Source organism: Oscillatoria salina IIICB1 (assembly GCF_020144665.1).
Classification (GTDB): Bacteria; Cyanobacteriota; Cyanobacteriia; order Cyanobacteriales; family SIO1D9; genus IIICB1.
The window spans coordinates 15,903-36,086 of the sequence record NZ_JAAHBQ010000023.1 but is presented as its reverse complement, the minus strand read 5'-3'; the positions used below and the strand labels follow the sequence as shown (position 1 = coordinate 36,086).

The following is a 20,184-nucleotide window of genomic DNA, read 5'->3' as shown; positions in this document are numbered from 1 at the left end:
ATGTTGTGCGGAATGTGGGTTCAAACGCTATCGGTAACACTACTAAAATTAAAGGCTTTTACTCTTACTCCAGGGACTACACCGCTACTAATACGTTTAACTGTACTAAGTGCGTCGATATCGCGTAACATTTCTGGTAAAATTTGATTGAAACGGAGATTTTTGATTGGGTAAGCAATCTGACCATCTTCAATCAAGAATGTACCATCTCTAGTCATTCCGGTTACTTCTAAAGTTTTGGGATTGACGTAGCGGACATACCAAGCTCGATTAACTAAGATTCCTCGTTCGGTTTGGGCGATTAAATCGTTTATACTAGCGTTGGAGCCATTCATGACGATGGGAGAAAAAGCACCTGTAGGTTGTTTAGCTTTTTCTTGCGCCCAGTAGCGATTGTAGGATAAAGTTTGGGGAATTCCGTCTTTGATGATTTCGAGATAGTTGTTAGGAATACCGTCGTTGAAAAAGGTGCTAGATTGTAAAAGAGGATGAGCAGGATCGCGCTGTACTTGAATCAAAGGACTAAAGATTTGTTCGCCAACTAAGTTACCATTTTCTGTAGACATGAAACTTCGTCCTTCGTCAGCAGAGCGAGCATCTAGATTCCAGATTAGCCAAGGTAGTAAACTAGCAAAAGCGGCAGGATCGAAGATGACAGAGTAAATACCCGGTTTAACTTCACGAGGATTGCGCGAGAGCATTGCAGTTTCGATGACTTTTTCTGTAGTAGCAGTAATGGGTAAATCTTCAACAGCGATCGCCGTATTCCGACTCCAACTTGAACCATTATCTTTGCGCGCAGTATAACTAAAATCAGCTTCCGTCACCATCTCGCAGGCTCTTAAACCGAGAGAGCTACCAATCGCTTGTAAAGAAGCCGTTGTACTTAGCGTACCAGAGCCGTTAACCCCTGCCTTTTGACTTATTTTACAAATTTGGTGTATTTTTTCACCTCGTTGCAGAGGCGAAATATTAGCAGTTACAGCATCAAAACCGGGAGTACGATCTGGATAAGATTGCGGTGCGAGTAGCGGTACCCATTCAGGATCTTCCGGTGCAAAACGAGCTAATTCCTCAGAGCGACGGATTGCTGCTTTCAGAGCATCAGGAGCTAATTCCGTGGTAGCCACCGAAGCACTTTGTTTGCCAAAATAGCTAGTAATCGTAACTTGACAGCGATCGCGATTAATATTTTGACTAATTTGATTTTCCGAAAAGCGACTGAGTGCAGACTCGCTAGCAGTAAGATTAACAAAGACTCCTTCAGCAAGAGATTCTTTAATTACCGATTCGACAATAGATAAAGCTTCTGCTTCGTTGAGAAGGTTGGGTGCAACTGCTAAACGTGGTTGATTGTTCATTGATTAGAGGCTTCACACTGGTAATTGACAGTTTATCGAAAATACAGAAATCTGTGCGACAGACATTTGGGGGAAGCGAGTTAGATTTTAAGTGCGATCGCGTCAAGCTTCATTTTTCCCAGCCAGGTTAGGAACAAATGGCGGCGAGCTCGACTCTAAAATTGAGAAGAAGAATAGCGATCGCCAACGAACGAGTTAAAATATGTTTGTTTTAAGCTAAATCTGTTTTCTGCTAGGTGAGGAGTCAAGGATGAGTGCGAGGTTAAGAGAGAGAAAACTATCTCGAAGCTTGATATTATTACTCAGTGCAGGAATTTTTCTGCTTGCACCTGTAAAACAAGCTCATGCGTCGGAATTAGTTGCACAAAGGGAAGAAACTGAGGTAAATGTTGCTACCGAAATTGGTACATCCTCTCCCCAGTTACCACCAGGAGAAAACACTAGACAATCTTTACCTGATTCCCAGACAAGTCTAAATCTAACTTCCGAACCAACCAGATTACTCCTAAAATTAAGCGAACGTCGGCTATATGTATTCGTTGGGGAAGATTTGCTAGTAACCTATCCGGTAGCCATTGGTAAAAATACCACTCCCACTCCTACAGGAGAGTATGAAGTTTTCCAAATGATTAGCGATCCAATTTGGCAAAATCCTTGGACGGGAGAAGTTACTGCACCAGGACCCGATAGTGCTTTAGGATTGAGGTGGATTGGCTTCTGGACAGATGGAACAGATTATATTGGCTTTCACGGTACTCCGACAGTAAATTCAATTGGTAACGCTGCTTCTAATGGTTGCGTGCGGATGTTTAATGAAGATGTCGTGGCTTTATTTCAGCAAGTGAAAATGGGAACGACTGTCGTTGTGGAAAATTAGTAGTTATCGAGACGTAGCTTACTGCGTCTCTATTCCAAGGGGTTAACGACGCGACCGAGGAATAAAATAGTCTTAGAGACATTATCTCGAATTAAGAAAATAAACGGGCGATCGCCACGAAAACTACCTTGTAATCCACCTCGGGTTGCTCCGATCGCTCCAGTTGCTACACCTGCTTGGGTACCCATTTCGTCAATATTGACATAGGCTTTGTGAACTGCATGAGATAGATAAAGGTCTTGCTTACCATTAAAACCGGAAAAGTCTGCTTGTTCGTTAAATGCTTGCTCCATTCCCATCGCACTCAAGATTCTTTTCAGGTTTAATTCGGAGCTAATGTTTAATTTCGGCAACCAAACTGCTATTTTTGCGTCAGGTGGAAACTCAGCCAGAGCAGATAACCACTGATTCAGGTTTTCTGGAGTTAATTGCGCTTCTAGTTGAGCTAACCCATTTGCTTGTTTGGGTAACAAAACGATCGCTGATAAGCGAGAGCCAACATAAGGTAATTCTAAGATTTTTAGTTCGGGTAAATCTGCGTAAGAGACAAAAGATAACTCCGGATGGTGCATCATCGGTACAGATACCTGTTCTCCGGAAGCGATGGTAAAAGGCTCTTCTTTAGTAAGATTCTCATCGAAGGGAAATTCCCAACTACCTTGAAACGAAACCGCATTGGTAAGCACTAAGCGGGTTTCGGAATTTAACGCACCTTCAGAAATAAAGTCAGTAATTTGATTTTGGGTTTCTTGAGCGATCCAAGCGTTAATTTGTTGCCGCACATCCTCAGATTTACTGGTAAAATCCACTTCAGCGATCGGCGCTTTATAGTTATTTTTAATCAATTCTATACACTGAGCCAAAAAGCCATATCCTTCTTGTCCCCAAAGTCCATTAGCGATATTAAGCTGGGAACCGAGTTCTGTTTGGAAATTAGCTAACATCATCCCGAAAGTAGGATGCAAGCGTTCTTGCTTGAGACTAAAGTGCATCACATTAGCAATTTCGGTAGCAGTTTCGTTTCTCGCACCTGCATAAGTCATAGCTACTGCTGTAGAGATACTGTAGGGGGAGAAAAACAAGTTTCCTTCTTGGGTTCGCACTCGGTTGTAGAGATCTAACGCGAAGCTACTGTTATCTTTAACTTGAGCGATCAAGTCGTCGTTAAGGGCAAAAAATGACTCTTGGGATTGAGTCTGACTAACGACAAAGCCTTGGTTTAAACCAACTGTCACGAGGAAAAAGCCGATTATAAACCAACTCGGGAAGCGATAAGTAAATAGGAAATTTTTGACGAGAGTCAAAATTCCGCGTCGTGTTTTTTTAGTGTATTTTTTGGCAAGTAGTTGCATTGCTTTTTAATATTTTTTACTCTGAGCTACCAAATAGTCCCCCTAAATTCCGGATTTTCTCCTGGATTTTTAGCAAAGTTGAAATATGCTTCTAAAAATTAGATTAGAATAGTCTTCAAGTTTTTTGAAGGATGAATTCTTTCACAATTGGGAAAGGTTGGAAAACTATTTCGTTGTTTTGTGAGTTGAATTCTATCAAAGCTCGTCTTAGCAAAGACTGTATCCCATCACTCATGTCTGAAGCTGGGATGTGGTTTGTCGCTAACAATCGAGCCATTGACACTGATGTTGGGTAGTTTGCAAGTAACTCAAATATCTGTTTTTCTACATCTGAGCAGCGATCGCACTGCTTTACCAGTCTAATCTTCAAGTTCCAACTTAGTAACAAGGGAGATAGATTGAGATACTCGGATATTTTCCCAGCAAATAATTCTTTAATTATTGTTACTACTATTTTTAACCAAGATGGATTTTCTTGGTCAATCTTTATCAAATCTTCATATTTTTCGGTTTTCGCTAAATCTTTTTTTGCTACTGAATGAATGTTGGGCTGCGTCATCCAAACTCTGAGATTGTGGCGATCGCGTAAGTAATTTTTCGCTTAACAAAAAATAATTTGTCAATTTTTCGTAAGTCAGTAATATTACGGAAGCTCGCTCGGTAAATGTTGCTATTTCTCTAACTAAGTATAAGTTGGGAAGTAGTAATTACAGTATAAACCAGTTGAGGAATTAATTGCTGAAATTGGCTTTTATTGACAAAAAAGAATTATTTGCGGAGTTGATTAATTTGGCGATCGCCAATAATTAGTAGCTAAAAAAAATATGATTCCAGCTTATTTATTTGCTCTTGAATTAAGGCTGTCATTTTCGCAAATTCGGCTGGAGTTCTGGGTGCAGGATGCCATAATTGTTCTTGAGAATCAGCTTGATAAAGATCGACTGATTTATAACAAGTTTCCGTATCGTCACGATGAGTTAATACATAATTTTTTGATTTTTATTTGCTAATTGTATTAAAGTTTGGTTTCATCCTAAAAATCTCCTCTTTCTAATTTTCCCAAAATAATTAAACTCTCTAAATCTTCTCCCGCTTCTGGTAGATAAGTATTGATTACTTCCCTAACTTGTGCTAAAGTTTCTTCACTAGCACCACCCAACATTCTACTAACATCGGCGATGTCTTGAACTCGGCTAGCTTGTAACTTCATTAAAACTAAATAAGGTAGTGCTATAATCGGTAATTTATCTCCACCTAAATTACTATTTTGAAGAGCTTTTTTTACCCAAGCTTCGTTAGATTCAATAACATCTAAAGATGTACCATCTGGTAGTTCCCAAATGCTACCACCAATGCTTAGTGTACCTGTTTGTCTGCTACCAACTTGCTCTAACTCTTGTTTGGCTGTAGTTGCATCTGATGCTAAGATGAGAATATCTAAATCGTCGGTCATTCTTTCTGGCATATAAAGTCTGGTTGCAATTCCTCCAACGACGACAAAAGGAGTTTGCTGGAGAATATTATTGAGATTAGTCACGGGGTGTTTCCAGGTTCGTTGGTTTAAAAAATTTATACTGCTACCGCTACCAGGTTTAACTCGTTTTAGTGCGAGGAAAATTAAGAGTTTACGTTTTGTTGTTACTGTGTCTGTCATGACTTGAAAAATTATTTTCTTAGAAAAAGTGGGTTGCTGAGTTTTGTTAACCAAGCCTAATTTTTCTGAGTTTGATTACTAGCTAACCCACCCCAGAAAATTAGCTCACGATCCTCTACCAATTTGAATATTTTGCACTCGAACTGGGACGCAAGCGTGAGTCATTTGTGCGATTTGAAGCGGTTCACCTTTACCACAAAGATTTGTTCCACATTGCTCTAATTCGGAAGCGTTACCAATCGCATCGACGCTATTCCAAAAGTCGGTAGTCATGGAATGATAGGTAACATTTTTCAGCATTCCCACAATTTTACCTTGTTTTACTTGCCAGAAAGCATCGCCACCAAATTGAAAATTACGCCGTTGTTGATCGATGGAAAAACTACCGATACCATCGATTAAAATGCCATCTTCAGTATCAGCAATCATCTCTGCTAAAGTAGCAGTATGGCTGTCTCCTGGTTTACCTGGTTCTAATCCTAAATTAGGAATGCGTACCATAGGAACGTTAGACCAACTATCAGCAAAAGCACAACCGTTACTACGATTTCTTCCTAGTCTGTAGGCGGTTTCTCGGTCAGTGAGATAATCAACTAAGATACCATCCTGGACAACGTACCACTGTTGCGATCGCACTCCTTCGTCGTCGTAACCCATTGTACTGCGTCCGTGGGGTTGGGTGCGATCGCCGATAAAATTAATCCAGGGTGCGCCGTATTGTAGTTTACCTAATTTGTCGGTGGTGGCGAAAGATGTCCCCGCAAAGTTGGCTTCGTAACCGTAGACGCGATCTAATTCGGTGGGATGTCCCACAGATTCATGGATAGTTAAAAAGAGGTTGCTAGGTTTGAGAATTAAGCTAGTATGAATACCGGAAGGGCTTTCGGGAGCGTGAATTTTCTCGATCGCTTCTTCGGCAACTCGCTCCACGTTGCCTAAAAGATCGTTTTTGTCAATATGTTCGTAACCTTTATTTAAAGGTGGAAGTTCATAGGTGCGATTCTGTGCGTCACCATTCGCGATCGCGGTACACCAATAACCAGGATAGCTGCGATAAATCGTTTGCTGAATCAGCGATCCTTCGGTAGATGCGAAAGTTTTCTCTTCTCGGTTGAAGTGGAGAAAGGAAAAGGCTTTTTTCACACCACGAGCATTGTAGCTCAAAAGGCGATCGCTAATTGTTAAGAGTAATTCGGCTTTTTCCGCGATCGGAATTTCAAAGGGATCGATTTCAATTGGTGTAATGTAGGTATCTTGATATGCTTCTTGGGGTACTAAACGCACCGGTGTTTGCTGCGACAGACGACTACCTTTTGCTGTCTCCACCGCTAGTGCAACAATACGCGTAATTTCTGCGGGAGTTTGACGGTGAGAAGCTGCGAAACCCCACGCACCATTATGCAATACCCGCACCCCAAAACCCGAACTTACATCATCAGAAAGGTTGGAAAGGGAGCGATCGCGTGTCATCAAACTTTGATTACGATAGGAACAAATGCGGATATCTCCGTATTCACAACCCGATTTGCGGATTAAAGCGATCGCTAGTTGCGCTAATTCTGTGCTAGCAATCCGGACAGGAGCTTGTACCATAAATCTTAATTCTACATTGGACAACTTTCTCTATTGTGGCGCTATTTCAGTTATCAGTGAGCACGTACCCGCATTAACCAGTTACCAGTTTTCCTCTAGCGGTTCATCAAAATCATCAGCTATCCATACCAATCCTTTTGCACTACCTGCTTTTCGATTATTTTTAGCATAAATTGGAACCAATTTAGCAATAGGTTGATTATTCTTCGTAATTACAACTTCTTCGCCGTTAGTTGCTGCTTCTACTAATTTTAATAACTGCTGTTCTGCTTGAGCTAGATCGATTTGATACATGATTTTTCTCAAAATTAAAATTATCTTATGACTGCTTTCACACCTTTAATTTTTCGATAGGTTCATCAAAATTATCAGCTATCCATACCAATCCTTTTGCACTACCTGCTTTAGCTGGATAGCTTTTCTTTGTTTTTGTTATTGGAACCAATTTAGCAATAGGCTGATTATTTTTCGTAATTACAACTTCTTCACCCTTAGTTGCTGCTTCTATTAATTCGGATAACTGTTGTTCTGCTTGAGCTAGATCGATTTGATACATGATTTTTCTTTCAACTCAATATTCTCCTTGATTTTTTTGATCGTAGCATTTTTTTAAAGCAAATCACCTTCTTTTTAAATTATCTTCAAAGTCTGTTTCTGCGAGAAAAGAAACAATTGCTTGGTAAATTAATTCTGGACAACTTCCAGCAGCATCATGTCCGCAATTAGGAATTATTTCTAAGCGAGAATTTGGCAGCAAACTGTGTAATTTTTCTCCATGAGAAACAGGAAACCAGCGATCGCCGTCACCCCAAATAATTAAACTAGGAATAGTTAGATTCGGCAAATTATCTTGTACTTTAGTTAGTAGATTTGGTTGTTTGCGCTGTAAATAACTAATTTCGCGCAAACTGATTTGTAACTCCTCTACATATTTCGCGATCGCGCCTTCAAATTCAAGATAAGGATAGCTAATCCAATATATTTCTTCGTCAGTAATTTTCTCCGGATTTGCTACTACTTCCCGACGCGCAAATTTGATTATTTCTCTAGCTAAAGGTGCAACAGGTTGAATTAACCGCCAGCGATCTAAAGTTTGAATTAATTCTAAGGGAATATTTGCTAAAATTCGCATCGCGACGCTGGGTAAATCATCGGGAAAAATTGCCGGATTAATTACTACTAAACGAGCAAACAAATCGGGATTTTCTCCTGCGGATGCTAAAGCTATTAATCCACCTAAAGATTGACCAATAACTACCGCAGGTTCGCTACATAATTTGGCGATTATTTGCTGTAATTCTGTTACTTGATGTCCTGGTTTTTCTAATTTATTTGACTTATGAGAAAAGCCGTATCCTTTCGCATCAAAACAAATTACGCGGAAGTTTTTAGCTAAAGGTTCGACGAGATAACGCCAACCGTAACTCCAGCTACCAATTCCATGTACTAAAATGATTGGTTTTCCTGTACCTTTTTCGCCGTAAGCAATTTTAATTAAGTCTCCATTAGCGTCAGTTATTTCTAAAGTTTGTCGTCCTTTTGGGAAGGTTATTTGCCACCAATCTTGCATAAGTTAATTTTAATTGTAATTTAGTTATTTTTATGGTACTTTAATTATTGAGGCAGAACCTCTTTTTAGGCATTTCCCGACGGAGCCAGGAAACGAGTTTTTGTGGTAATTTAGATATCGAGGCAGAGCCTCTTTTTGGCATTTCCCGGCGGAGCCAGGAAACGAGAGATAGAAGTTGTTTTTGTGGTAATTTAGATATTGAGACAGACTCTATTTTTGGCATTTCTAGGCAGAACCGAGAAACGAGAATAATAAACTTAAAAGATATAAGCTTAATACTGTAGTTCCAATTACTACCAATAATAAGACAGCGAAAAGTAAACCGAGAAACAACCAATCTGTTTTTCTTCTCTGTTGAGTTTGCGGGGAACCGAGATATTCTTCTAATAAAGCGATATTTTTAGCGTTAGCTTTCCAAGCAGCATCAAACAAGTCACCTAGCATGGGTACAGTACCAACTAAAGTCTCAAAAATGATATTTCCTGCCATTTGAAGTAAAATATTTCTGGGTACACCTAAACGGGCTGATTCGAGGACAATATAAGCAGAAATTGCCGAACCGAGATAATCTCCCGCAGCCGGAAATAGCCCCAACAAAGGATCTAAACCAATGCGATAAGGTGTTCCAGGAATAGCAATAGCATTATCTAAAAGATAACTTAGCGATCGCACTCGCGCTAATCTTTGTTGCTGTTTCTCGTTAATTAACGGTGGTTCGTTGTTGGTCATTTTTTCCCAGGTAGTTTGGTTCCCATTTCTGTTAATGCTGAGAAAATCAAGTAAACTACGAGGAAACCAACTCCAATTAAAAAGGGAATGAGATCGTCAGGCATCTAGATTTCGTCCTTTCGTAGTAGTATTAGCTATATTTTATCGATGTTTTGTCCTCAGATTGGCGTTCTACGCAGGAACTTCGATCTTTTCTTTTCCAGCTAACTCAAAAGCTTCGTGAATAACTTGTAAGGCAGTAACGCCCTCACTTTCAGCGACGACACAACTAATCTTAATTTCCGAAGTAGTAATCATCTGAATATTAATTGCTTTTGCAGACAAAGCAGCAAACATTTTTGCAGCAACTCCAGGTTGCCCCATCATTCCGGCGCCAACTACACTAACTTTAGCAATTTCTGTATCTAAAAGTACTTCGCCGCAGTGAATTTCTTTTGCTAATTGTTGTAAGACTGTTTGGGCAATTTTAGCATCTGCTTGGGCGACGGTAAAGGCGATATCTCGACTGGCAATGTTGTTAATAATTCGACAGCGTTGGGATTGAATAATCATGTCTACGCTGATATTATTTTCAGCTAAGACAGAAAAGATTTTTGCTGCCATGCCAGGAAGATCCCGGACGTGGCGAATTGCTAAACGGGCTTGGTTAAGATCGAGGGCGACTCCTCTCACTGGTGGTAAAGGTTGAGAATTAGGTAAAGCTGAGGGTTGTTTGACAGGGGAACTATCGATTTCAAAAGCTTGACAAAGGGCAGCGATCGCCTTTTTACCATCTGCTGCATCGATGACGCAACTAACTTTCACTTCTGAGGTGGAAATCATCTCGATGTTTACACCTGCTTCTGCCAGGGTTGCGAACATTTTAGCAGCAATTCCGGGACGACCGATCATTCCCGCACCCGCGATCGCGATTTTGGCAATTTTCCTTTCGATCGCCACTTCCGCTTCTTCTGTCTTCGCTGGATGAGAGCGTAACACAGGCGCGATCGCTTCAGCCACAGCTTCAGCTTTATTTAATACTTTCTCAATCACAGTAAAGGCGATATCGTTACTATTACCTTCATGAATTGACTGAATAATCAAGTCTACATCAACATTTTGTAACGCAATTTCGCCAAACAAACGGGCAGCGATCCCGGGGCGATCGGGTACGCGCAACAAAGCTACTTTTGCTTGGTCGGTATCGAATTCTACCGCATCTACCGCGCGGACGATTTCCAAACCCGCGATCGCCCGTGGTTGCGGTAGAGGTGAAATTACCAGCGTTCCCGGTTCCTCGCTCCAACTCGATAATACCAGCAACGGGACACCGTAATTCCGCGCAATTTCCACCGCACGCGGATGCAAGACTTTTGCACCCAAAGAAGCTAACTCCAGCATCTCATCACAAGTCACTTCCGACATCAGCCGCGCTTCTGGTACAATGCGAGGGTCAGTGGTGAGAATACCCGGTACATCAGTGTAAATTTCGCAACGTGCTGCTTTTAAAGCTGCGGCTAATGCTACCGCCGAAGTATCCGAACCACCGCGTCCTAATGTGGTAATCTCGAAATCGTCAAAATTAGTAATTCCTTGGAAACCAGCCACAACCACCACCTTACCTTGACTGAGATGGCGTTCGATGCGTTCTGTCTTAATATTGAGAATACGAGCACGACTGTGATGAGCTTCAGTTACAATACCAACTTGAGCGCCTGTCAGGGAAATCGCCGCTTGTCCCGATTCTTGCAAAGCCATACTCAAAAGCGCGATCGAAACTTGTTCTCCAGTCGAGAGTAGCATATCCATCTCCCGACGACTGGGATTAGAGGAAATTTCTTGAGCTAATTTTACCAAACCATCAGTAGTTTTACCCATTGCGGAAACTACAACCACCACCTGGTTTTCACCAGCCAACGTTTTCTTGATTCGTTGAGCAACAGCTTTTATTCTTGCCGTTGAACCTACCGATGTACCGCCGTATTTTTGGACAATTAGCGCCATTTACTATCCTACCCTTTTTTTCGCAGTTTTCGCTCCACCGGGAGACATTTGCTACCAACTTATTAAGTTAACAAACTTCGGCGAGCCAAAACTGCCTAAAGTTATATTTTATTTACAATTTGCGCGCCGATGTGTATTTCCTAACAAATTTGCAGTGTAATCCCTACTACCAGCTTGGGGGAGAGTTTGTCAAGATCAAGGTAACAACTCTGGGAGGCTAATCGCAGCAATGAAATTATCTGTACAAGAAATTTATAATTGGTATCGCAACACGCTTCGTAATCCGAAGTATCGCTGGTGGATTATTTTAGGTACGATCGCATATCTGGTTAGTCCGATCGATCTTGCTCCTGATTTTATCCCGATCGCGGGACAATTGGATGATATTGCTTTGTTAACGTTACTGATTTCGGAGTTGTCTCAGATCGTTATTGAATTTGCTAAGTCTCGTCAAGTGAATTCGGGGACGACTGCTACTGCTACGGAAGAGTCTGGTAAGGAAACTGTTGATGTGAATGCGATTCCTGTTGAGTAATTTTACCAAAAAAAATGGGTTTAAAGCCTCGCTGTTCTACGGCGACTTTGATTGAAAAGAAACTAGAAAGTTAGTACAATAGTTGATAGCGAGTAAAACGAAAATCTACGTGATTCTTCGCTCTAGTAGGTCGAAAACCCGGTAAGTAAGAAACAACGGTTAGATTGGCTCTAACGGCAGTATGACTAAACCACTGCAAGCTTTCTTCAGAGCGAGGAGCGTACTAAACTAGCTGAGTGATGGATGTTTGAAAGCATAAAACTAAAAAAAGTAAGCGCAATATATGCGGCTATATCTCAACATATTGAGCGTCTAGAGGCAACTTGACTGTGCCTGCAAGAGGAAAGAGAACTACTTGTGAATCCCCTCCCTTTAGCAACGCGGAGGGAGGGGAGTAGTCAAAATTAAATTAGTTTGATAATTTAAACCCTTGGTTCGCGAAATCAAGGGTTTTTGGTTATTATATCTCGCGCATTCGGCGTTAGCCTTTCTCGTTTCGAGTAGGCGCAAAGGCGCAAAGGAAGAACGCTAAGTTATTTTTCTTACTGCTAAAGTTTGGCGCTATTTTTGTTTATTTTCTTATTTCTATTTATTAGTAAATTTATCGTTTCCATCCCCTTGCGGGGAAGAGGTTAGGGAAAGCCAATTAGGCTAGCCCTCAGTAGTGGTTTTCTCAGAAGTTTCCATCCCCTTGCGGGGAAGAGGTTAGGGAAAGGTTCAATGGTTACTAACAAGTAACATGAGCCGCTTCTTATGGTTTCCATCCCCTTGCGGGGAAGAGGTTAGGGAAAGTCTTTTTTTGACTAGTCTTTTACTAGTCATTTCCATTTCCGTTTCCATCCCCTTGCGGGGAAGAGGTTAGGGAAAGCGTAACCATAAACGGTAACGACGGGTTTGCCCTGTACGTTTCCATCCCCTTGCGGGGAAGAGGTTAGGGAAAGGTATCCTGTCGCAGGATTTTGCTACGACCTTCATCCTTTCCGTTTCCATCCCCTTGCGGGGAAGAGGTTAGGGAAAGCCTCCACTAGCTGGCTGGGTTGTCAGTAACCCAGGAAGTTTCCATCCCCTTGCGGGGAAGAGGTTAGGGAAAGCGTGGTGATGGTAGTGTTGGCTATTATGATTGGACTTTGGTTTCCATCCCCTTGCGGGGAAGAGGTTAGGGAAAGTTGACTACGACTAGTTAATCTCCAAGGCAGTTAAGTGTTTCCATCCCCTTGCGGGGAAGAGGTTAGGGAAAGAACAAGGAAACAGGAAAGCAGGAAGAAGAAACTCCGGCGCGTTTCCATCCCCTTGCGGGGAAGAGGTTAGGGAAAGAGTTCGCTGTAGAACCCTTGCTGTGAGAGGGTTTCAGAGGTCAAATCGACGCACCTCCGAATTTTCACTCCCAACTTACTGAAATTAGGAAACTTTTGTCGCCTGAAACCCTTACTGGGTAAAGCATCGACGCAGGTCAACGAAGTTATGCGGTTTTCGAGGTTCTGTGGGAGGTGCGTCGATTTCGATTTCGCACCAGATGGATTTATGCTATTAAAACAGTAGTTATTTTGTCAAGTACAAGTAATAATTGTTTACTTTTATTACTAATTTATTGAGGTTGAGAAATCTTCAGTTAAAGATTAACTAATGCTGAGTTTAACTCTTAATCTAGTTAGATGCTTCGCTTCACTATGTTCTACTCAGGATGACAAGTCTCTTCCACAAATAACTACAAAATTCTTGTTTGACTCAGATGCTTCGTTTCACTAAATTCAACTCAGCATGACAAGTCAATTTCACAACTAACTACGAAATTCTTGTTTGACTCAGAGGCTTCGCTTGACTAAATTCAACTCAGCATGACAAGTCACTTCCACAACTAACTACAAAATTCTTGTTTGACTCAGAGGCTTCGCTTGACTAAATTCAACTCAGTATGACAAAGCACTTCTGCTTCGCGAAATTCAAGTTAAAATAGCCATAGTCCGGTCTTTCACTGGTTAATTTATGACATTAACTGTTCAAGATATCAAACAAGTACAAGAAATTCTCCAAAAAAACCATCTCGACTACCAATTGGAACTGAAAGATGGCAAAATTATCCTTATGGGTCCTTCTGATATTCAATCTAGCGAAATTGGTAGCCGTTTGATTTGGTTGCTGATGAATTGGGTTGCACCCCGCAATCTCGGTCGGGTGTTAGACTCTAGTGGTGGCTTTATTTTGTCGAATAGCGAATTGAAAGCGCCTGATGTTTCTTTTATTTCCGCAGCAAGGTTGAAACAAAGTCCTCGCTATTTTGCTCAAATGATGCCAGATTTGATGGTGGAAATCAAGTCACAAAGCGATCGCGTTCCGCCCCTAGAAGAAAAAATTCAGCTATTCTTAAGTTTAGGGACTCAAGTGGGCATTCTTATCGACCCTGACGAAGAAACTGTGACGGTTTATCGTTCTACTGAGGAACCAATTGTCTTAACTAATGCCGATACTCTCACGATACCAGAACTTTTTCCGGGTTGGGAATTGGCGATCGCGCAAATTTGGCCGCCTCAATTTTAATTACTAGAAATTATTGACACATTGCTAGAAATGTGCATTCCCAAACGAGTCGCGGTTGAGCATAACAAAGTAAGGATTTTCGAGTTTGTTCGAGTTGAGCAAGATAGCGTTGTTGGCTAAACTTGTTCCAGTAATAATATTGCAGATAATTAATTAGCCAAAGTTGGGTTTCAGTGTTTAATTCGTTGTTAATTTCTTGGGCGAAAATAAAAGCATCGAGGGGCTTTTTTGGTAGTTGTTTGAGTTTAGTTAATAATTCTGGTGGAATTTGTTTTAATTGTTCCCAAGCGAGAATGGCTTCACCGGGACTACCTTGGGCGATCGCCAAAACTGCTTCATCGGCTAAAATCTCTTCATGTCCCAAATTTTGCAATACCTGAATCAAATCTGTTTGGGAAAGAGAAGTAAAGGGAATACGCTGACAACGAGAAACTAAAGTCGCCAGCAAACTTTCAGCCGAGGGCGCAATTAAAATAATTGTCGCACGTCCTGGTTCTTCTAATGTTTTTAACAAGGCATTGGCTGCACCTTCTGCCATTGTTTCGGCTGCTGACAAGACTACCACTGCGCGAGAAGTTTCCAAAGGCGGACGACTGAGAAATCTAGTAATTTCGCGAATTTGTTCGATGCGAATTTGAGGTGGGGCTTTGCGATTTAATCCTGCTTCTGCAGCTTCTTTGGCTGTTAAAAGTTTACCTTGATGCAGATAAGTCGGTTCTACCCAATATAAATCGGGATGATTGCCATCTTGTAACTTTTTCTGGATTTTTTGTTGTTTTTCTGTGGGTAAACCTTGACAAAATAACAATTGCGTGAAACATTGCGCGGCTAAACGTCGCCCTACGCCATTAGGACCCGCAAACAGATAAGCTGGTGCAATGCGGTTTTTGGCTACTGCTTGATTAAGTAAATCAACGGCTTGAGGTTGACCGATTAGTTTTGCAAATGAGTCCATAGTGAGGGGATTGGGGATTGGGGATTGGTGATTGGGGATTGGGGATTAGGGATTGGTGATTGGGGATTGGGGATTGGTGATTGGGGAATTGGGGATTGGTGATTGGGGATTGGTGATTGGGGATTGGGGATTGGTGATTGGGGAATTGGTGATTGGGAAATAATGGCTGGTGGTGGTCAATTTTTTGGTCACGAGATCGCGGAAATTTCGCTGTAGCCATGAGTAAAAAGAAATTCTTGCAAAAATAGCTGAATCTGCTGTTGTACCTGGTTTACAGGCAAATTAGCATCAACACGGACGAAACGAGATTTGCTGGTTGCGGCTAATTCAGCAAAACCTTGTTGGACCCGACGGTGAAAAGCAATCTCTGTTTGTTCAATTCGGTCACTTGCGCCGCGTTTTTTCGCCCTAGACAGCCCGATTTCCACTTCTACATCAAACCAGATGGTCAGGTCGCTTTTTAAGCCTCCCGTGGCAATTTCGTTGAGTTGACGAATTAAATTTAAGTCAATACCACGTCCATAACCTTGATAAGCGATCGTCGAATCGGTGTAGCGATCGCACAAAACCAGGGCATTTTTGTCTAACCAAGGCTGAAGAAAATCGCTAACGTGCTGGGCGCGATCGGCAGCATACAATAATAACTCAGCGCGATCGCCAATGCGTTCTTCTTCTTCCTCCAGCAACAATTGACGAATTTTCTTACCCAAACCAGTTCCCCCCGGTTCGCGAGTCACCACCACCGGGACTTTTTCCCCCAAGCGAGAACACAGCCAAGCTTTTGCTAATTCTATTTGGGTAGTCTTACCACCACCCTCAACACCCTCAAAAACAATCAATTTTCCGCCCATTAGTTCTAAATTTAGCAAATTCACCACAAGTCAATAACTGATTCTACAAACTGTCCAAGGGTTTTTTACCAGTGATAACTGATAACTGGTAACTGCTAACTGACTTCCCCCCTCGCAATTATTCCGGAGAAAAGGTAAAGTAACGAGAAACAGGGTAAAACCACATCAGGTTTGCTCTTGAAAAAAAAAGCCCTTTCATGACCCTCAACCAAGGTTCGATATTATAAGAGGGTCTAGCTATCTGACGTTTGGGGTCAGTCGAATATGGCTCGCTATACTTGTACATTTACCGTTGCAGTTCCTCTGGAGCGTCTTCAAGGGTTGCTGATTGAAGTGTTACAGTCGTGCAATTTTGATGTTATTTACAAAACTGCCGATTACTTAATGGCTCGTGAGAGTCCAGGTCAGGTCGCTTTTTCCAAGTTGGTAACTGCGGAAATCTTGATTGATAGAACAACAGCAACCGCTAGTGAAGTACGCATGAACGTAGTTGTCAAAAATGAAGAATTGCCACTTCAGTTTGACAACCACTGTCGCCAAATCTTTGATTTGATTCAACAAGCGATCGCCGATAACGATCGCTGGCAACTTTTGGAAATAGTAGCTGGATAGTGTTCTAGCGCTGATGTTGTGTTAATCTTCGGGATCGCCGATCATCATTGCCGGATCGATCAAAGTAATGTCAAAGGGATCGTCTGGAGGTGTTGTCGGGAAAGCGTCACGCTGCCGCAGTTGGTAGATCGCAAACACTTGGGGACCGAAAACAATTTCGTCCCCATGTTTGAGGTCATGTTCGGACATTTTCCGACCATTAATCATTAGTCCATTAACACTTTGTTTACCTTTGGCATCGCCATCAACTATTTGATAATAGGCGCTGCCATCTTCCCGTAACTTTCTAAATAATGTGGCATGGCGACGGGAGACAAACTGCGATCGCAGGCAAATTTCGCATTTTTGATCTCTACCTACGGAATAAGCAGGATCTTTTAAAATAACTTCATTTCTTCCCTTACCATCTTCGATAATTAATAGATGTTCTTGATGCGGTTTTGCAGGTTTGGCAGTCATTGGCGATCGTGAGTGCAGTAAATAGAAATAAAGGGGGAATTATTTTTTTCAGAACCTAGTCTTTTAACTAGGAGCAGGCTGGCTTTAATTTATGTCTGAAGCCAAGTTTCAACAGTAGTCTCAATTTAGGATTGACTATTTTGGTTTGGGCTTATTTGGCAAGTAGCGATCGCGCCTTTGACTTTATTGGTCTGTTTGCTTTCGCACTGCTTAACAACCCGAGCGAAAATCATTAACTACTATTGAGTTTTACTTTGGCATTCAATGCCTGCTATTATTGTGCCACAATCACTTAATTAATTGGCTCAGATTAACAATAATTTGGGTTGCTTTCTTGGCAATAATCCAGAAAACTACCCCTCATACAAGATTGACTTCCCCTGAATCTCAAGCTTAAAAGCGACGGCGTAAAAGTAGTGAATTTGTCACTACCATTACTGAACTAAACGCCATCATAGCACCAGCAGCAGCAGGACTGAGTACCAACCCAAATTTAGGCAGTAATGCTCCCGCAGCAATGGGAATCGCCAAAATATTGTACCCTAATGCCCAAAATAGATTTTGACGAATTTTTTTGAATGTAGCATTGCCGAGTCGGATTGATTCGACGACATCAATTAACCGCGTTTCCATTAGCACTATGGCTGCGGTTTCGATCGCGACTTCGGTTCCTCCATAGAGGGATATACCTACGTCTGCTTGGGCTAAAGCGGGTGCGTCGTTAATTCCGTCTCCTACCATTGCAATTGTTTGGGGATTGGGGATTGGGGATTTCAGTGAACAGTTATCAATTATCAGCTTATCCTCCCCCTCCTCTTTGTCTCCCTTGTCTCCCTTGTCTTCCCAATCCCTAATTCCTAATCCCCAGTCCCCAGTTTGGAGTGATTGAATAATTGTTGCTTTGCGATCGGGATGAACTTCTGCAAAGATTTGTTCTATTCCGACTTGTTTAGCGATCGCTCTAGCAACTTTTTCTGAGTCTCCGGTTAGCAAGATGACGTTTAAGCCCATTTTCTGTAAGCGATCTACGGTTTCTTTGGCATCTCTACGCAAGGTGTCTTTAAGCGCAATTATGCCAACTAATTCTCGATCGCTTGCAAGATATACTACAGTTTTGCCACTTTCGGCTAGGGTTGCTACTTGAGTTTTTACTGTGTCGCTGAAATCAATTCCTTGTTTTCTTAGCCATTCAGCATTTCCTAACCATACTCGTTCAGTTTCGACTGTTGCGGCTACACCTAATCCGGGTTCGGTATGAAAATCTTCTGCTGGTAATAAGGTTAATTCGCGTTGTTCTGCTTCTGTCACTATAGCTACGGCTAAAGGATGATTTGTTCCTTTTTCCGTGGCTGCGGCGAGTTGTAAAAGCCGATCTGAGCTAATTTCGTTTAAGGGTATACAGTCGGTAACTGTGGGACGACCTTCAGTTAGCGTACCAGTTTTGTCAAAAACTACTGTATCCAAGTGGTGAACTTGTTCGAGGATATCGCCACCTTTAATTAAAATACCTTTTTCTGCACCGATACCCGTTCCTACCAGAATAGCTGTTGGTGTAGCTAAACCGAGAGCGCAAGGACAAGCGATAACCAAAGTGGCGATCGCTAATTTTAAGCTTAATAATAACGGCGAGGTGGTCATTTCCATGTGGTGTGCGTGAGTTACTAACACCTCTGACCAAATTTTCGTGCCGATAAAATACCAAAATAAGAAAGTTACACTGGCGATCGCCATTACCCCATAAGCAAAGTATCCCGCGACGGTATCGGCGAATTGCTGTACTGGTGCTTTCCGAGTTTGCGCTGCTTCTACGAGTTTGATAATCTGGGCTAATGTGGTATTTTTGCCAATCCGAGTCGTTTCAATGGCGATCGCGCCGGATTGCACGATTGTTCCTGCGGTTACTTCATCTCCGGTTTCTTTGGCTACGGGTACTGGTTCCCCAGTTAACATTGACTCATCAACAGAGGTTTTTCCCGCGACAATTTTGCCATCTACAGGAATTTTTTCTCCCGGTAATACTCGCACCAACTCACCAACTCGTACTTGTTCGACGGGAATTTCAATTCCTTCTCCATCATGAAGATTATTTTTACCAATTAAACGAGCAACTGGCGGCTGAAGGCTTAATAATTTCTCCAACGCAGCCGAAGCGCGACCTCTCGCCCTTCCTTCTAGAGTACGCCCTAAGAGGATAAAACCCAACAACATCACAGGTTCATCAAAAAAACACTCCCAACCCAGTTGAGGGAACGCCAAGGCGACACAAGAGGCAGCATAGGCGCTAAACGTTCCCAACCCTACCAGGCTATTCATGTTCGGGTTGCCGTGACGCAAACTTCGCCAACCATCAATGAGAAGTTCTCGTCCCGGTAGCAACAAAGCAAGAGTTGCTAAACCAGCGTGAACCCAGATATTCCCAACTACAGGAATCACCGGACCACCGATATGTTGCAAATGTCCGAGAGTCGAGAAAAATAGCAATATCCCCGCAATAATTAGCTGTTGGAGTTGATGCTGTCTTTCTTGCTGTTGTTTCGTTACCCAATTCGGTGTTTCGTCCTCAGAGGAAGTAGATTCTGTACCGCGTACTTGAGAGGGAAAGCCGCGTTTGGTAAGAGTTTCCGCCAGATTTGCCGGTTCTACTTTTCCTGGTTCATAGGCGATCGCGGCGATTCCCGTGATTAAATTAACTTGGGCAGAGATTACACCCTCATTTTGGGTCAGTTGACGTTCTACTGAACTGACACAACCAGCACATTTCATTCCCCCAACATCGAGGGTGGCTGTTTCTAATTTCGGTTTGACGGTAGTTTGAGTAGGTTTGTCAGCAACTTGCATAAAGTTGTTTGTTGTTTGTCTGGTGGTTCCTTGTTAATCGTAGCTCTGTTTGGATATTGGGGATTAGGGTTATCAGTGACCAGTTATCAGTTATCAGTTATCAGTCATGATTGGAGAAAAGGGAGAGGGGGGAGACAAGGAGGAGGGGGGAGACAAGGGAGATAAGTAGGAATTAGAGGATAAACTGATAACTTTTAACTGTTCCCTAATCACTGGTCAATGTTAACTGATAACTGTTCACTGCTAACTGCTAACTGATAACTGTTCACTGCTAACTGTT

18 protein-coding genes, 1 pseudogene and 1 CRISPR repeat array are annotated in these 20,184 nt (G+C 42.1%); of the genes and pseudogenes, 4 read left to right on the top strand and 15 right to left on the bottom strand.

Going from position 1 to position 20,184, the window contains the following annotated elements; genetic code table 11:
• Positions 1-20: 20 nt before the first annotated feature.
• Positions 21-1,361: a TldD/PmbA family protein gene (locus tag G3T18_RS08605; RefSeq protein ID WP_224410139.1), complete on the bottom strand. Its 1,341-nt coding sequence runs from the start codon at positions 1,359-1,361 to the stop codon at positions 21-23.
• Between the two features lie 250 nt (positions 1,362-1,611).
• Between G3T18_RS08605 and G3T18_RS08600 the strand changes: the two genes are divergently transcribed.
• The gene (locus tag G3T18_RS08600; RefSeq protein ID WP_224410138.1) at positions 1,612-2,238 is read left to right on the top strand and encodes a L,D-transpeptidase; all 627 of its coding nucleotides are present in this window, start codon (positions 1,612-1,614) and stop codon (positions 2,236-2,238) included.
• 29 nt (positions 2,239-2,267) lie between these two features.
• On the opposite strand, the gene G3T18_RS08595 is transcribed toward G3T18_RS08600, so the two are convergent.
• From G3T18_RS08595 to G3T18_RS08555, 10 genes and pseudogenes are all read right to left on the bottom strand, one after another.
• Entirely contained in the window at positions 2,268-3,590 is a 1,323-nt protein-coding gene (locus G3T18_RS08595) for a serpin family protein (RefSeq protein ID WP_224410137.1), read from the bottom strand.
• 115 nt (positions 3,591-3,705) lie between these two features.
• A complete protein-coding gene (locus G3T18_RS08590; RefSeq protein ID WP_224410136.1) occupies positions 3,706-4,149 on the bottom strand; it encodes a hypothetical protein in 444 nt (147 codons plus the stop codon).
• A gap of 254 nt (positions 4,150-4,403) precedes the next feature.
• A pseudogene (locus tag G3T18_RS25870) lies at positions 4,404-4,571 on the bottom strand (DUF6887 family protein); the annotation flags it as partial.
• Positions 4,572-4,623: 52 nt separating this feature from the next.
• On the bottom strand, positions 4,624-5,298 hold the full coding sequence (locus G3T18_RS08585) for a hypothetical protein (protein ID WP_224410135.1): 675 nt from the start codon (positions 5,296-5,298) through the stop codon (positions 4,624-4,626).
• A gap of 51 nt (positions 5,299-5,349) precedes the next feature.
• Positions 5,350-6,837, bottom strand: coding sequence for a TldD/PmbA family protein (locus tag G3T18_RS08580; protein ID WP_224410134.1), 1,488 nt, complete (start codon positions 6,835-6,837; stop codon positions 5,350-5,352).
• 81 nt (positions 6,838-6,918) lie between these two features.
• Positions 6,919-7,131, bottom strand: coding sequence for a type II toxin-antitoxin system Phd/YefM family antitoxin (locus G3T18_RS08575; protein WP_224410133.1), 213 nt, complete (start codon positions 7,129-7,131; stop codon positions 6,919-6,921).
• A gap of 37 nt (positions 7,132-7,168) precedes the next feature.
• Entirely contained in the window at positions 7,169-7,393 is a 225-nt protein-coding gene (locus G3T18_RS08570) for a type II toxin-antitoxin system Phd/YefM family antitoxin (RefSeq protein WP_224410132.1), read from the bottom strand.
• 63 nt (positions 7,394-7,456) lie between these two features.
• Entirely contained in the window at positions 7,457-8,407 is a 951-nt protein-coding gene (locus tag G3T18_RS08565) for an alpha/beta fold hydrolase (protein ID WP_224410131.1), read from the bottom strand.
• A gap of 225 nt (positions 8,408-8,632) precedes the next feature.
• The gene (locus G3T18_RS08560; RefSeq protein WP_224410130.1) at positions 8,633-9,136 is read right to left on the bottom strand and encodes a DUF4112 domain-containing protein; all 504 of its coding nucleotides are present in this window, start codon (positions 9,134-9,136) and stop codon (positions 8,633-8,635) included.
• Between the two features lie 171 nt (positions 9,137-9,307).
• On the bottom strand, positions 9,308-11,119 hold the full coding sequence (locus G3T18_RS08555) for an aspartate kinase (protein ID WP_224410129.1): 1,812 nt from the start codon (positions 11,117-11,119) through the stop codon (positions 9,308-9,310).
• Positions 11,120-11,348: 229 nt separating this feature from the next.
• Between G3T18_RS08555 and G3T18_RS08550 the strand changes: the two genes are divergently transcribed.
• Together G3T18_RS08550 and G3T18_RS08545 are read left to right on the top strand one after the other, a co-directional pair.
• Complete coding sequence (locus G3T18_RS08550) at positions 11,349-11,654, top strand: YkvA family protein (RefSeq protein ID WP_224410128.1); 306 nt, start codon at positions 11,349-11,351, stop codon at positions 11,652-11,654.
• Positions 11,655-12,260: 606 nt separating this feature from the next.
• Positions 12,261-12,968: a CRISPR direct-repeat array (repeat unit 36 nt; unit sequence GTTTCCATCCCCTTGCGGGGAAGAGGTTAGGGAAAG).
• Positions 12,969-13,637: 669 nt separating this feature from the next.
• On the top strand, positions 13,638-14,189 hold the full coding sequence (locus G3T18_RS08545) for a Uma2 family endonuclease (protein ID WP_224410127.1): 552 nt from the start codon (positions 13,638-13,640) through the stop codon (positions 14,187-14,189).
• A gap of 10 nt (positions 14,190-14,199) precedes the next feature.
• On the opposite strand, the gene holB is transcribed toward G3T18_RS08545, so the two are convergent.
• Positions 14,200-15,144 (bottom strand): DNA polymerase III subunit delta', encoded by a 945-nt coding sequence (gene holB / locus G3T18_RS08540; RefSeq protein WP_224410126.1) that lies wholly within the window; start codon positions 15,142-15,144, stop codon positions 14,200-14,202.
• A 188-nt stretch (positions 15,145-15,332) separates the two neighbouring features.
• The gene (tmk, locus tag G3T18_RS08535) at positions 15,333-15,995 is read right to left on the bottom strand and encodes a dTMP kinase (protein ID WP_224410212.1); all 663 of its coding nucleotides are present in this window, start codon (positions 15,993-15,995) and stop codon (positions 15,333-15,335) included.
• Between the two features lie 264 nt (positions 15,996-16,259).
• On the opposite strand from tmk, the gene G3T18_RS08530 reads away from it, so the two are divergent.
• Positions 16,260-16,607, top strand: coding sequence for a hypothetical protein (locus G3T18_RS08530; RefSeq protein ID WP_224410125.1), 348 nt, complete (start codon positions 16,260-16,262; stop codon positions 16,605-16,607).
• A 21-nt stretch (positions 16,608-16,628) separates the two neighbouring features.
• Here the strand turns inward: G3T18_RS08530 and G3T18_RS08525 are convergent, their stop codons facing one another.
• Both G3T18_RS08525 and G3T18_RS08520 read right to left on the bottom strand, forming a co-directional pair.
• Positions 16,629-17,066 (bottom strand): FHA domain-containing protein, encoded by a 438-nt coding sequence (locus tag G3T18_RS08525; RefSeq protein ID WP_224410124.1) that lies wholly within the window; start codon positions 17,064-17,066, stop codon positions 16,629-16,631.
• A gap of 393 nt (positions 17,067-17,459) precedes the next feature.
• On the bottom strand, positions 17,460-19,904 hold the full coding sequence (locus G3T18_RS08520; RefSeq protein WP_224410123.1) for a heavy metal translocating P-type ATPase: 2,445 nt from the start codon (positions 19,902-19,904) through the stop codon (positions 17,460-17,462).
• Between the last annotated feature and the right edge of the window lie 280 nt (positions 19,905-20,184).